The sequence below is a fragment of the Pseudomonas sp. KSR10 genome (genome assembly GCF_022355455.1).
In the GTDB taxonomy this organism is placed as follows: domain Bacteria; phylum Pseudomonadota; class Gammaproteobacteria; order Pseudomonadales; family Pseudomonadaceae; genus Stutzerimonas; species Stutzerimonas stutzeri_E.
The window spans coordinates 189-13,867 of record NZ_JAKOEN010000020.1; the positions used below are offsets into that span (position 1 = coordinate 189).

The 13,679-nt window shown below is 62.1% G+C and carries 10 protein-coding genes; 2 read left to right on the forward strand and 8 right to left on the reverse strand.

Features of this window, described 5'->3' with window-relative positions; all coding sequences use genetic code 11:
- Positions 1-10: 10 nt before the first annotated feature.
- From betA to MCB86_RS16950, 8 genes are all read right to left on the reverse strand, one after another.
- The gene (gene betA / locus MCB86_RS16915) at positions 11-1,750 is read right to left on the reverse strand and encodes a choline dehydrogenase (RefSeq protein ID WP_239611644.1); all 1,740 of its coding nucleotides are present in this window, start codon (positions 1,748-1,750) and stop codon (positions 11-13) included.
- 83 nt (positions 1,751-1,833) lie between these two features.
- Positions 1,834-3,306 (reverse strand): betaine-aldehyde dehydrogenase, encoded by a 1,473-nt coding sequence (betB, locus tag MCB86_RS16920; RefSeq protein ID WP_239611610.1) that lies wholly within the window; start codon positions 3,304-3,306, stop codon positions 1,834-1,836.
- A 34-nt stretch (positions 3,307-3,340) separates the two neighbouring features.
- Positions 3,341-3,934 carry a transcriptional regulator BetI gene (gene betI / locus MCB86_RS16925; RefSeq protein ID WP_045160633.1) on the reverse strand — a complete coding sequence of 198 codons (594 nt, stop codon included), beginning with the start codon at positions 3,932-3,934 and terminating at the stop codon, positions 3,341-3,343.
- A 267-nt stretch (positions 3,935-4,201) separates the two neighbouring features.
- A complete protein-coding gene (locus MCB86_RS16930; protein ID WP_239611611.1) occupies positions 4,202-5,512 on the reverse strand; it encodes an OprD family porin in 1,311 nt (436 codons plus the stop codon).
- Positions 5,513-5,590: 78 nt separating this feature from the next.
- Positions 5,591-6,445, reverse strand: coding sequence for a glycine betaine ABC transporter substrate-binding protein (locus tag MCB86_RS16935; protein WP_239611612.1), 855 nt, complete (start codon positions 6,443-6,445; stop codon positions 5,591-5,593).
- A 262-nt stretch (positions 6,446-6,707) separates the two neighbouring features.
- Positions 6,708-7,655, reverse strand: a complete 948-nt coding sequence (locus MCB86_RS16940) for a choline ABC transporter substrate-binding protein (RefSeq protein ID WP_239611613.1) — start codon at positions 7,653-7,655, stop codon at positions 6,708-6,710.
- A 30-nt stretch (positions 7,656-7,685) separates the two neighbouring features.
- A complete protein-coding gene (locus tag MCB86_RS16945; protein ID WP_045160637.1) occupies positions 7,686-8,573 on the reverse strand; it encodes a proline/glycine betaine ABC transporter permease in 888 nt (295 codons plus the stop codon).
- 2 nt (positions 8,574-8,575) lie between these two features.
- Entirely contained in the window at positions 8,576-9,772 is a 1,197-nt protein-coding gene (locus MCB86_RS16950) for a glycine betaine/L-proline ABC transporter ATP-binding protein (RefSeq protein ID WP_045160638.1), read from the reverse strand.
- A 1,036-nt stretch (positions 9,773-10,808) separates the two neighbouring features.
- Here MCB86_RS16950 and MCB86_RS16955 point away from each other — a divergent pair.
- A complete protein-coding gene (locus tag MCB86_RS16955; RefSeq protein WP_239611614.1) occupies positions 10,809-12,185 on the forward strand; it encodes an L-serine ammonia-lyase in 1,377 nt (458 codons plus the stop codon).
- Between the two features lie 393 nt (positions 12,186-12,578).
- Positions 12,579-13,676, forward strand: a complete 1,098-nt coding sequence (locus tag MCB86_RS16960; protein WP_045160640.1) for a GlxA family transcriptional regulator — start codon at positions 12,579-12,581, stop codon at positions 13,674-13,676.
- The last annotated feature ends 3 nt before the right edge of the window (positions 13,677-13,679 follow it).

Sequence of the window (13,679 nt, forward strand, 5' to 3'; positions counted from 1 at the left end):
TATCGGCCCCCTAGACTTGAACGCTTTGCGCCTTCTGCGCCTTCTGCGCCTTCTGCGCGGCTGCCGGCTGTGTCTGCGCCGCGTTGCGCACCGGGTCGGATCCCGCGACGTAATACGGCGCGGTGCTGCGCGGCAACGGCGTGCGCCCGCGAATCCGGTCGGCGAGCTTCTCGGCCATCATGATGGTCGGCGCGTTGAGGTTGCCGGTAGTAATCAGCGGCATGATGGAGGCATCGATCACCCGTAGCCCGTCGAGGCCGTGCACCCGGCCCTGGCCGTCGACCACGGCCATCTCGTCTTCGCCCATCTTGCAGGAGCAGGACGGATGGAAGGCGGTTTCGGCGTGCTGGCGGACGAACTCATCCAGCTCGGCATCGCTGTCGATGTTGGCGCCAGGACTCAGTTCTCGGCCGCGATAGGGATCCAGTGCCGATTGCGCCATGATCTCCCGGGTGATCCGGATGCCGTCGCGGAACTCCTGCCAATCCTGCTCGCACGACATGTAGTTGAACAGGATGCTCGGGTGCTGGCGCGGGTCCCGCGAGCGGGCATGTACACGCCCGCGGCTGGGCGAGCGCATGGAACCGACGTGGGCCTGGAAGCCGTGCTCCTTTACCGCGTTGCTGCCGTTGTAATTGATCGCCACCGGCAGGAAGTGGTACTGGATGTTCGGCCACTCGAACTCGGCGCGCGAGCGAATGACCCCGCCCGCCTCGAACTGGTTGCTGGCGCCGATGCCCTTGCCCAGGAACAGCCACTCGGCGCCGATCAGAGGCTGGTTATGCAACTGCAGCGCAGGGTAGAGCGAAACCGGTTGTTTGCAGGCGTACTGCAGGTACATCTCCAGGTGATCCTGCAGGTTGGCCCCGACGCCTGGAAGATCGTGGACGATCGGGATGCCCAGTTCGCGCAGCAGCGCGCCCGGGCCGACGCCAGAGCGCTGCAGGATCTGTGGCGAGGCGATGGCGCCACTGCACAGCAGCACTTCACGCCGGGCATGGACGATCACTGGCGTGTCGCTGCTGCCATGCAGGTAAGCCGCACCGATGGCCCGCTTGCCGCTGAACAGGATGCGATCGGTCAGCGCATGGGTCACGATGGTCAGGTTCGGTCGGCCACGGGCCATGTCCAGATACCCACGCGCGGTGCTGGCGCGACGCCCCTTGGGCGTGACCGTGCGATCCATCGGGCCGAAGCCTTCCTGGCGATAACCGTTGAGGTCGTCGGTTTCCGGATAGCCGGCCTGTACGCCGGCCTCGATCATGGCGCGGAACAAGGGATTGTTGCCGGGCTTGGGCGTGGTCACGCTCACCGGGCCGTCGCCGCCATGGTAGTCGTTGGGGCCGATGTCACGTGTCTCGGCTTTACGGAAATAGGGCAGGCAGTCGAGATAAGTCCAGTCTTCCAGACCGGGCGCCTTGGCCCAGCCATCGTAGTCCATGGCGTTGCCTCGGATGTAGCACATGCCGTTGATCAGCGACGAGCCGCCCAGGCCCTTGCCTCGACCGCACTCCATGCGGCGATTGTTCATGTGCGGCTCGGGATCGGTCTCGTAGGCCCAGTTATAGCGCCGCCCCTGCAGCGGAAAGGCCAGCGCGGCGGGCATCTGGGTACGGAAATCCATCCGGTAGTCGGGACCTCCGGCTTCGAGCAGCAGCACGCTGACATCAGCGTCCTCGGTCAGGCGAGTCGCCAGAACGTTACCGGCCGAACCGGCACCGATGATGATGTAGTCGTATTCCATGAGCAGCGTCCTTGGGATGGACGCTTCAGGCCTGAAGCCGCGAGCAACAGTGAGCGCTGTCCTGCCTGAAGCGTGTGGCTGGCAACGGTTTAGAACACCGAGGCGAAATCGCCCAGTTCGACCTGGATCGACTTGGTGCGGGTGTAATGGGCCAGGGTCATCAGCCCGTTCTCGCGGCCCACGCCGGATTGCTTGTAACCGCCGACCGGCATTTCGGCTGGCGATTCGCCCCAGGTGTTGATCCAGCAGATACCCGCTTCCAGGCTGTGGATCACCCGGTGGGCGCGGGCCAGGTCGTGGGTCACCACGCCGGCGGCCAGTCCGTAATCAGTGTCGTTGGCGCGGCGAATCACCTCCGCTTCGTCGTCAAAGACCAAGATGCTCATCACCGGGCCGAAGATTTCCTCGCGCACGATGCGCATGTCGTCCCGGCAGTCGCTGAACACGGTCGGCGCGACGTAGGCGCCCTTAGCGTACTCGCCCTCGGTCACCCGCGTTCCGCCGCAGAGCAGGCGCGCGCCTTCGGCCCGACCCGACTCGATGTAGTCGAGCACGCTGTCCATGTGCGCATAGCCCACCAGCGGACCGAAGTTGGTCGCCTCGTCCAGCGGGTCGCCCAGTCGGATGCGCTTGACGCGTTCGAGCACCTTGGCTTCGAACCGCGCTTGCAGCGAGCGATGGACGAACACGCGGGTGCCGTTGGTGCAGACCTGGCCCGAGCTGAAGAAATTGGCCATGACCGCGATGTCAGCGGCACGGTTGAGGTTCGCGTCCTCGAAGATGATCAGCGGCGACTTGCCACCCAGCTCCATGGTCACGTCCTTGAGCGAGGAGCTGGACGCGCTGGCCATGACCTTCTTGCCGGTGCTGGTGCCGCCGGTGAAGGAAATCTTCGCGATGCCCGGGTGCTCTGTGAGCCAGGTGCCGACTTCCCGGCCGCTGCCGGTGAGTACGTTGAACACACCGTCCGGTACGCCGGCCTCGGTATAGACCTCGCCCAGTTTCAGGGCGCTCAGGGACGTCATCTCGCTGGGCTTGAAGATCATCGCGTTGCCGGCTGCCAATGCTGGCGCGGATTTCCACAGGGCGATCTGGATCGGGTAGTTCCAGGCACCGATGCCTGCTACTACACCCAGCGGCTCGCGGCGGGTATAGACGAAGCTGGTGTCGCGCAACGGGATCTGCTCGCCTTCGATGGCGGGGATCAGCCCGGCGTAGTACTCGAGCACATCGGCACCGGTCACGATGTCCACCGCCCGGGTTTCCGCTAGAGGCTTGCCGGTATCGAGGGTCTCCAGCTCGGCCAGTTCATCGTTGCGTTCGCGCAGGATATCCACTGCCCGACGCAAGATGCGCGAGCGCTGCATGGCGGTCATCGCGGCCCAGACCTTCTGTCCCGCGGTGGCGCTGGCGACAGCTTTATCGACATCGTCCCGCGACGCGCGCTGGAGCTCGGCAAGCACTTCGCCGGTCGCTGGATTGACGGTCTCGAAGGTGTCGCCGCTAGTGGCCTCGGTATAGCGGCCATCGATGTAGAGTTTCTGTTGTTCGAAACGGGGCATGGTCATCCTCGCGGTGCATAGTGAAGGAGGGGGATCAGTGCACCTGCTTGGTCAGTAGCTGATCCAGGTAGTCATAGGCCAGTTGCAGTGCCTGTTCGATATCGAAGTCGTCGCTGGCCAACGCGCCGCGCAGCCACAGGCCGTCGATCAATGCCGCCATGCCTCGCGCGGCCGAGCGTGCTTGCTCCTTTGGCAGAACGCGGCGGAACTCGCAGCAGAGATTGGAATACAGGCGGCAGTCGTTGATCCGCTGCAATCGGTGCAGGGCGGGTTGATGCATGCTGAACGCCCAGAACGCCAGCCAGGTTTTCATCGCGGGTCCGTTCACCTGGCTGTCGTCGAAGTTGCCCTCGATGATCGCTTTCAGGTGCGCGCGCGGGCTGTCGTCGGTCAGCGCCTCGCGGCGTATACGGACGGCCTGATTCAGCGCCTTCATGAGGTGCCGCATGGTGGCTTCGAGCAGGCCGTTCTTATCCTGGAAATAATGACTGATGATGCCGTTCGAGACGCCCGCCAGTCGCGCAATCATGGCGATGCTGGCGTCACTCATACCGACCTGGTCCACGGCCGCGAGGGTGGCATGGATCAGCTGTTTGCGTCGGATGGGCTGCATTCCAACCTTGGGCATTGGAGGCTCCGGGAGGATGATGAATGCTGTACACCCTAGTTTTTATTGATTGATCGATCAATAAAAAAACAAAGGGCTGTCGGGAATGGATATGACTATGTCGTGCGTCGCAGACGCAGATGTGAACGAGCCCAAAGGCGGGTTGGGACAGCTAGCCGGTTTTCCCGATGGCAGTGTTGCCTGCGCCCCAATCGAAGGCCGCCGGGCACTGCCACGACGGCGTTCGGGGGTAAGGTGCGGGCGCGTGAGCGCCCGTACGGGTGCTGCTTACAGGATGTCCAGTGGGTACTCGGTGATCACGCGCAGTTCGTCGATGTCGCCGGCGAAGCCGCGCGCGGTGGCGTAACGCACACGCAAGGAGAGGTCTTTGAGGTCGCCGTCCTGGACCACGTACTTGGCTTCGAGGTCGCGCTCCCATTCCTTGCCCTTGCCGGCGGCTCCGGCGTAGTAAGCGTAGGCGCCATCGGGATCGACGCTCGCGCCATCAATGTCTCCCTTGATGTACCTGGCCATCAGGCTCAGACCCGGCACGCCGTAGGTCGCCATGTTGAGATCGTAGCGGGCCTGTACCGACTTCTCGCCGGGCGCGTTGAAGTCCGACCACTGCGAAGAGTTGGCCAGATAGATGGAGTCGCCGGCGTTGGTGCCGTCCATGCTGATGTAATCCATGGGCGCGTTGCCGTTCACCTGCTGATGGGCGAGGGTGAAGCTATGCGCGCCGATCGAATAGCCGGCGGCCAGCGACCAGGCTGTGGTGTCGATGTCCCCCGCCAGGGCGGACCCTTCGTCACGGGTGTCATAGACGTTGAAGTCGAACGACAGTGCCTGACCTTCGGAGAGCGGCAGCGCGTAGTTCAGGTTGCCGTAGTACTGGCTCCAGACGTCCTCGTACTTGGAACCGTAGAGGGTCGCGCTGAGGCTGTCGGTCAGCTGGTACGTGCCGCCCAGATAACTGACGGTTTCCGAGTCGATGGCACCGGCATAGACCAGGGTGATCTCGCCGTCGTGGTTGAGCGAGCGGTTGCGATCGCGAATCGAGGTGAAATAGCCCGCGTCGACGGTCAACTGATCGAGCTCGTTGGACGTCAGCTGGAAGCCAGTGGCGGTGCTGGCGAAGATGCGCCCGGTGCCTGGGGAGAAGACCGGGGCGGTGGGCGTCAGGTCGCCATACTTCAGGGTCGTGTTGGAAACACGTACCTTGACCGCGCCGCCAGCGAAGCCGAAGTCGTCGGCGGCACGGCCGTCGCTGTCCACTGGCAGCAGGCCAGTGCCGCTGGTGCCTCGACCGCTGTCGAGCTTGATCGCACCACCGGCATGAAGGTCGACGCCGAAGCCGACGGTGCCCTGGGTGAAGCCGGATTGATAGGCGAGCAGCAGGCCGTGGGCCCATTCTTCCCGGCGGCTCTGGGCGGCGCCAGGCGCGTGGTTGTCGCGGGCGAAGTAGTAGTTCTTGTTCAGCAGCGTCAGGTCACTGCCTTCGACGAAGCCGGTGGCTTCCGACTGTTCGCTGGCTACGGCCAGCTGGCTGACCGCGGTGGTGACGGCCAGCGCCAGGGTGGTCCATTTGATTGCGTGCATGCACACGACTCCATTGCTTCGAGCGGCGCTCGTTCAGGGCGCCGGTCGGGGTTGGGTATAGGGGATTGCGAGATCCGATTATTCGAGCCAGCTGGCGACGCGTTCCGGGTGGTTCTTCACCCACTCACGGGCGGCAGCGTCCGGCTTGGCGCCATCACGTATCGCCAGCATCACTTCACCGACTTCTTCAGGACCCCAGTTGAACTTCTTCAGGAAGGCTTCGGCCTCGGGAGCCTTGCTGGCGAGCGCTGGGTTGGCGACCGTATCGACGTGCTCGTCGTCACCGAAGACCTTCTTCGGATCTTCCAGGAAGCGCAGTTTCCACTTGGCGAACATCCAGTGCGGGATCCAGCCGGTAACGACGATCGGCTTCTGCGCTTTTTCCGCGCGGGTCAGGGCGGTGGTCATCGCTGGCCCGGAGCTGGGCATCAGTCGGATGTTCAGGTCGTATTGTTTTATGGCGTCTTCGGTGCGGCGCATGACACCGGCGCCGGCATCGATGCCAGTGATCTTGCCGTCGAATGCGTCGCTGTACTTGTTGAGATCCTCGATGCTCTTGGCCTCGACATAGTCCGGCACGATCAAGCCGATCTTCGCGCCTTCATAGTTGGTGCCGAGGACCACGACCTTGTCCTTCAATTTCTCGAAGTACTCACCGTGTGTGGCGGGCAGCCAGGCGGAGAGGGTGGCGTCGAGATCACCGCGTGCGACGCCCTGCCACATGATGGCCGGCTCGACCGGCTGCAGCTTGACCGGGTAACCCAGGTTGCTCCCGAGGATTTCACCCGCCACGTGCGTGGCGGCGACGCTGTCGTCCCAGCCGTTGACGTAGCCGATCTTCAGCTCGGGCTTGTCCGCCGCCATGCTGGTGGCCATGCCGAGCGCCATGCTGGCGGCGCCGAGACCACAAAGAAGGTGCTTGATTAGATTCATGCGTTTAGCTCCATGTAGGAATATGGCAGTGATGCCACCGTGGTCCCGTTCTGCGAGGGACTGCGGTTTTGTTGCAGGGATCTCAGCGATTGAGCGAGGTCCCGTGCACGGTTCGGCGCGCTGGTTCTGCTTGCGCACCGGCGAAATGAAAGGTGATCGGTTGTGTTGTGGCTGCGGAGCAGGCTCGTCTCGGCACCTGAGCCGGGACGGGCCTGCTGGCTACTGTTGCCTGGCCCTGTTCTGCGCGATGGCGTTCAGGCAGTCAGAGGCCGACGAACTTTTTCACCGCAGCGACCGCGTCCTGGCCGTCGTAGGTGGTCACTCCGGCCAGCCACTGATCGAGCGCGCCCGGGTTGGCTTTGATCCACTTCTTCGCCACGGTTTGCGGATCGTCTCGTTCGAGCGCCATTTCCATCAGCTCGCTTTCGATGGGGACGGTGAACTGCAGGTTCTGTAGCAGCTTTCCTACGTTTGCGCAGCGCTCCACATAGTCCGGCGGCACGACGGTAAACACCTTGGCCGCACCGAAGTCGGGGCCAAACACTTCGTCACCGCCTGCCAGGTAGGTCAGGTCGTACTGGGTATTCATCGGGTGCGGAGCCCAGCCGAGGAAGACCACCGGTTCTTTCTTGCGAATCGCACGTTGCACCTGAACCAGCATGCCGGCTTCGCTGGACTCGATCATGCGGAAGTCGCCGAGGCCGAACTGATCGTTCTTGATCATCTTCTCGATCAGCAGGTTGCCGTCGTTACCCGGTTCGATCGCGTAGATTCGGCCGCCCAGCTCGTCCTTGAACTTGGCGATGTCCTGGAAGCTTTTCAGTCCCGCCTCAGCCGCATAGGTCGGTACCGCCAGGGTGTACTTGGCGCCCACCAAATTGGGCGACTCGAGCACCTTGACGCCGCCGTCCTTGGTAAACGGTTCGATGACCGCATCCATGGACGGCGACCAATAACCGAGAAAGGCATCGATCTGCTTGTTCTTCACGCCGGTGAAGGCGATCGGCACCGAAGCCATTACCTTGCTCGGCTGGTAGCCCAGACCCTCGGTCAGAACCATTGCCACGCCCGTGGTCGCGGCGATGTCGGCCCAGCCGATTTCGGCGAAACGCACCTTTTCGCAGCTCGCTGGCTCCTGTGCCCAAGCTCCCTGCATCGCTGCGCAGGTGAGCAGGCCGACGGCAGTCGTTATCGTCTTGAAAGTATTCATCCTGATTTCCCGTGTCTGCGGTTCGTGGTGCTATTGGCGCTGCAACTTGAGCTTGGTGCTCACCCAGGTGTACCAGGTGGCCTTTTGCGTGGCCCGCTTGGTGCTGCCGAAGCTCTCGGTGATGCGATCGAGGATGATTGCCAGCAGTACCACGGCCATGCCGCTTTCGAAGCCGAGACCGATGTCCAGTCGCTGAATACTGGCCAACACGTCGTTGCCCAGGCCTCCAGCACCTACCATCGAGGCGATGATCACCATCGACAGCGCCATCATGATGGTCTGGTTGACCCCCGCCATGATCGAGGGCATGGCGTTGGGCAGCTGCACCTTGAACAACAGCTGCCTGCCGTTGCAGCCGAAGGATTGCCCAGCCTCGACGATCTCTTTGTTGACCTGGCGGATGCCGAGGTTGGTCAGGCGTACCGCTGGCGGCATGGCGAAGATCACCGTGGCGATGATGCCGGGCACACGGCCGAGGCCGAATAGCATCGCGGCCGGGATCAGGTAGACGAATGCCGGCATGGTCTGCATGAAGTCCAGAATCGGACGGATGATCATGGCGACCCGCTCACTGCGCGCCGACCAGATGCCCAGCGGAATCCCCAGCAGCAGGCTGATCAGCGTGGCGGAGAAGGTCAGGCCGAGGGTCACTACGGTCTGTTCCCAGAAACCGGTGAGCACGATGAGAATGAAGGACACAGCGGTGAAGACGGCGAACCGGGCACCGATGCGCCACAAACCGAGGCCGACGAAAATGGCGATGAGCAGCCAGGCCGGCGGCAGCATCAGCAGCGCTTCGACGCCCTCGGAAAACCCGCTGACCACGCCACCGAGGCTGTCGAAGGCGCCGCTGTAGTTTTCCAACAGATGCTGGACGACGTCGTTGACCCAACTCCCCAGATCCAGATCTTTGCTCATGTTCAGTCCTCCTGCAGGCGAGTCAGAAGGCGGCCTTTGCTGATGGCGCCCGCGTAGAACCCTTGGCTGTCCACCACGGGCATCGGTCCCTCGTTGTCCACTAAGCGTTCGATCACCTGATCGAGTGGCTGGTCTTCGGTAAGAGGATCGATCTGTTTCAACACGTCCGCCTCGAGGGCGCAGGTCTGGCCGTTCTCGACCAGCAGGGCGATCCGCTCCAGGCTGATGGAGCCGCGGAATCGTTTGTCTTCGTCGACGATGAAGGCGTAATGCTTGTCCATCGCCTGCAGTTCCTGGCAGACCTGCAGGGCATCCGGCGCTTTACCGTTGTGCACATAGAGCGGAACGCTATCGGACTTGAGCTGGCCGGCGGTGAGGTAGCGGCTGGTGTTGACGGTGTCGAAGAAATTGCGCACGTAGTTGTTGGCGGGGTTATCGATCAGTTCCTGCGGCGTACCGACTTGAATCAGCTTGCCGCCTTCCATGATGCCGATGCGGTTGCCGATGCGCATGGCCTCTTCGATGTCATGGGAGACGAAGATGATGGTGCGTCGGTGAGTCTTCTGCAGTTCCAGCAGTACGTCCTGCATTTCCCGGCGCTTGAGCGGATCGAGGGCGGAAAAGGCTTCGTCCATGATGATCATCGAAGGGTTGACCGCCAGCGCTCGGGCGAGGCCGACCCGTTGTTGCATGCCACCGGACAGTTCGTGGGGATACTTCTGCGCGAAGGTGTCGAGACCGACCTGTGTGAGCACCGCCATGGCGCGCTCCTCACGCTCCTTGCGCCCGATGCCGGCGACCTCCAGCCCGAAAGCCGCATTGTCCAGCACCGTGCGCGACGGCATCAGCGCGAAGGACTGGAAGACCATGCTCATGTCGCGGCGGCGCAAGTCGATGAGTTGGGCGTGGGGCAGTTTCGCCACGTTCTGCCCGTCGATGAAGACGTCACCGGCGCTGGGTTCGATCAGGCGGTTGATCAGTCGTATCAGCGTGGATTTGCCGGAGCCGGACAGGCCCATCAGCACGAAAATCTCCCCTTCCTCGACACTGAACGAAACATCACTTACGCCGATGACGGCGCCGCGCTCGGCGAGAATCTTGTCCTTGCTCCAGCCTTGCTTGAGCAAGGCGATGGCTTCTTGTTCTTGTGGGCCGAATACCTTGTACAGGTTCTCGACGACGATTTTTCCAGACTGCATGGGATGGTTCCCCTCAGTAGACATCCAGATCAGCTAAACGGAGTCGAAAGCGCCTTGCGACGCCGTCGGCTAGTGCCAACTGCTATGGCTTTTGGGTTGACATGTTCTTGGACGGAAGCGGTGTCGCGGTGGCTCGACGGGCCGCAGCTGTGCAGGCGAGATGGTGGTCATCTCGAGCATCGGCTGGCTCGGTATCGTTGTGCATTCACCGTGGTGTCGTAACCGCTTCCATCCTTTGGCAGTGCTAGTAAGCTCATCGTGGTTCGTACGCTCCGTACGGAGCGGAACCGGTACCCATTATTGTTATGTGCACACCCGTTTGGGACGGCTGTAGCTATAGTCGCGCAAGGCATCCAGTGGCCAACGCTATGGCTGGCGGCTGAGGGATATGGCTTAACGATATCCCCCTCTGGCGGCGGCAATTGTCGAGTTACGACGCTTGCATACTGAACGGCGACATGCACTGCCTTAAAAACCATAACAGAAAAAAATTCATCATGGCATCGCTGGGCTTTCAAGCCGTTCAATGGGTTAAGCCTCGATTTTGCTGATGGTCTGCAATGGCGTGGCTTGTAGCGGCCCTTGTCATTATGAAAAAAATTCACTGCCCCGGTTGGTTTTATCCGCCTGGGGCCGTCCCTTGGCGGTTTTTCGCCGCATTTCCAAGTGCTCTTGACGTCATAACGCCAGCCTTGTTGCGCCTGCGGCACGAGGTGCGAAGAGCGTTCTTCAGCCCCTTCATTCATCAAACCGTTACGGTTTCGTGGTAGGCGTCGGCTGGCCGCGACGGCCCGGCCCATTCCTTCCAAAAATGCGCTCGCGCGACTCGCCAATAAGGCCCACCGATGGCCCCATCTCGATGGCTGGGTGACGACTGCGCTACTACTGTTCGAGCGGAGCGGGTGACAAGACTCGCGGGTCATTTAGGAGGCAATCTGGCGGATTTGGACATGACTACGTCGGTGCCAGACGTCTATTCGCCCGCAAAACCACCATGATGGCGCCTGTCTTTGAGGCATCCCGTGGAGCGTGCAGCGTGGCGATCAGCGTATTCGACCTTTTCAAAATCGGCATCGGGCCGTCCAGCTCGCATACCGTTGGCCCCATGCTCGCCGGTGCGTTATTCGTCGGCTCCCTGCGCGAGCGTACGCTGCTGGAGCAGGTCTGGCGTATCGAGGTGCGCCTTTATGGCTCGCTGTCGGCCACCGGGGTCGGGCATGGCACCGACAACGCCGTGATAATGGGGTTGATGGGCGAGCGGCCTGACCTCATCGATCCGGAGCAGATCGCACCGCGCATCGCGGCGCTGCGGTCCTGCGGGCAGCTACGGCTCGACGGACATTGGCCGGTCGCATTCGACTGGTCGAAGGACCTGCTGCTGCTCGAGGAAAACCTGCCTTATCACCCCAATGCCGTCACCTTTATCGCGCACGGGCATTCCGGTGTGCTGCACGAGGACACCTACTATTCCGTCGGCGGCGGCTTTGTGGTCAACGCCGAGCAGGCTGCGGCCGGGCAGCTGGACCAGGACCACACCGTGCTGCCGTACGATTTCTCCAATGCCGTCGAACTGCTGCAGCTGTGCAAGCGCCACGGCCTGCGCGTCAGTCAGCTGATGATGGCCAACGAGATGGCTTGGCGCAGCGAGGCTGAGATTCGCCAGGGGCTGTTGCGCCTGTGGGAGGCGATGAAGCTATGTGTCGCCAATGGCTTGCGTCACGAAGGCATACTGCCCGGCGGGCTGAAGGTGCGGCGGCGTGCCGCCAAACTGCACCAGAGTCTGTTGGAGCTGGGTAAGCCGAACGTCATCGGTTCGACCATGAGCGCGATGGAGTGGGTGAACCTGTTCGCCCTGGCGGTCAATGAGGAAAACGCGGCGGGAGGGCGCATGGTTACGGCGCCCACCAACGGCGCGGCGGGCATCATCCCCGCGGTGCTGCATTACTACATGAAGTTCCATCCCGAAGCGTCCGACGACGACGTGGTCAACTACCTGCTCGCCGCTGCATCGATCGGCATCCTGTGCAAGAAGAATGCATCGATCTCTGGCGCTGAGGTGGGCTGCCAGGGCGAGGTGGGTTCCGCCTGCGCGATGGCGGCAGCCGGCCTGGCCGAACTGCTCGGCGCGACGCCGGAGCAGTTGGAAAATGCCGCGGAAATAGGCCTCGAGCATAACCTGGGGCTGACCTGCGACCCCGTCGGCGGCCTGGTGCAGGTGCCCTGCATCGAACGCAACGCCATTGCCGCCATGAAGGCAATCAATGCGGCGCAGATGGCGCTGCGTGGCGACGGTGAGCATTTCATCTCGCTGGATCGCGTTATCCGCACGATGCGCGATACGGGCGCCGATATGCACGACAAATACAAGGAAACCTCTCGTGGCGGCCTGGCGGTCAGTGCGATCGAGTGCTGAGCCGAAGGCGAGCACCGGGAGCACCGCGATGTCCTTCTGTGGTGCGTTTTCGCCGAGTGCGCGAGATGGTATTTGGCCATCTCTCGCGCTGGCCGTTACCCGGTCCTGTTACCAGGCTGTGACAGTGCGCGGATTATGCCGATGGGTATCGCCGACACTGCTACGAAAGTGCTCACAGCGGGTAACGCCCCCGCCTTCCCGATGTTCGCTCCGCTTCCGTCGAGCCTTGTAGTACGGGCCTTTCAGCAGCTTCCGCAGTTTTATTGAACGCGCATTCAAATTAGGCATACAGTTTGCCTTGATAATTGCAAGAGCCGGCGCCGTCGAGCGTCGGAACACAAAAAAGAGTCTCGTCGAAGGCTCACGAGAAATGCCTAGCGTGAGGATCCGTCATTGTCACAGATCAACCCCGGGTTGCAGCCCCCGAATCGGCTCCCACAGACCATCGGCTTCCTGCTGTTGGATAACTTCACTCTCATCTCCCTGGCCTCGGCCGTGGAGCCTTTGCGGATGGCCAATCAGCTATCGGGCAAGGAGCTCTACCGTTGGTTTACCCTGACCCAGACGGGACAGCCGGTGACCGCCAGCGACGGGCTGCAGATCACGCCGGATGCCGGCTTTGATACTGCACCCAGCCTGGATAGCGTGATCGTATGCGGCGGCGTGGACATCCAGCACAGCGTGACTCGCGAGCATCTGCACTGGTTGCAGGTTCAAGCTCGTCACGGGCGTCAGCTCGGTGCGGTTTGCACGGGCAGTTGGGCGCTGGCCAAGGCTGGCTTGCTCGATGGTTATGATTGCAGCGTGCATTGGGAGTGTCTGGCCGCGATGCAGGAAGCTTTCCCTCGCACCTCGGTCACCCCCCGGCTGTTCTCCATCGATCGCAATCGCCATACCGCCTCAGGTGGTACCGCGCCCATGGATCTGATGCTGCAACTGATCGGCGCCCAGCATGGGCGTGAACTGGCTGCGGCAATCTCCGATATGTTCATGTATGAGCGCATTCGCAGTGAACAAGATCTGCAGCGTGTGCCGCTCAAGCACATGCTCGGCACCAACCAGCCGAAGTTGCTGGAAATCGTGGCGCTGATGGAGGCCAACCTGGAGGAGTTGATCGATCTTGACGAGCTGGCCTGCTATGTCAACGTGTCGCGACGTCAGCTCGAGCGATTGTTCCAGAAATACCTGCATTGCTCACCGTCGCGCTATTACCTCAAGTTGCGGCTGATACGTGCCCGTCAGCTGCTCAAGCAGACGCCGATGTCGATCATCGAGGTGGCCTCGGTCTGCGGCTTCGTCTCCACGCCGCATTTTTCCAAGTGCTATCGCGAGTTCTTCGGCATTCCGCCGCGCGACGAGCGTTCTGGTCAGCAATCGGCGCAGGTGGTCGCTCTGATACCTCGTCCCGATGATGGCAGCCGAAATCCCGCCACCATGGCTGCGTTGCAACGAGCCCAAGGCGAGTCGACCTTCGCCAGCGTGCGCGTCTGACGT

What these genes read in the sequence shown, in the direction of transcription:
- betB (WP_239611610.1), bottom strand. Translation starts at nt 3,306, where the DNA reads ATGCCCCGTTTCGAACAACAGAAACTCTACATCGATGGCCGCTATACC.
- betI (WP_045160633.1), bottom strand. Translation starts at nt 3,934, where the DNA reads ATGCCCAAGGTTGGAATGCAGCCCATCCGACGCAAACAGCTGATCCAT.
- MCB86_RS16930 (WP_239611611.1), bottom strand. Translation starts at nt 5,512, where the DNA reads ATGCACGCAATCAAATGGACCACCCTGGCGCTGGCCGTCACCACCGCG.
- MCB86_RS16935 (WP_239611612.1), bottom strand. Translation starts at nt 6,445, where the DNA reads ATGAATCTAATCAAGCACCTTCTTTGTGGTCTCGGCGCCGCCAGCATG.
- MCB86_RS16940 (WP_239611613.1), bottom strand. Translation starts at nt 7,655, where the DNA reads ATGAATACTTTCAAGACGATAACGACTGCCGTCGGCCTGCTCACCTGC.
- MCB86_RS16945 (WP_045160637.1), bottom strand. Translation starts at nt 8,573, where the DNA reads ATGAGCAAAGATCTGGATCTGGGGAGTTGGGTCAACGACGTCGTCCAG.
- MCB86_RS16950 (WP_045160638.1), bottom strand. Translation starts at nt 9,772, where the DNA reads ATGCAGTCTGGAAAAATCGTCGTCGAGAACCTGTACAAGGTATTCGGC.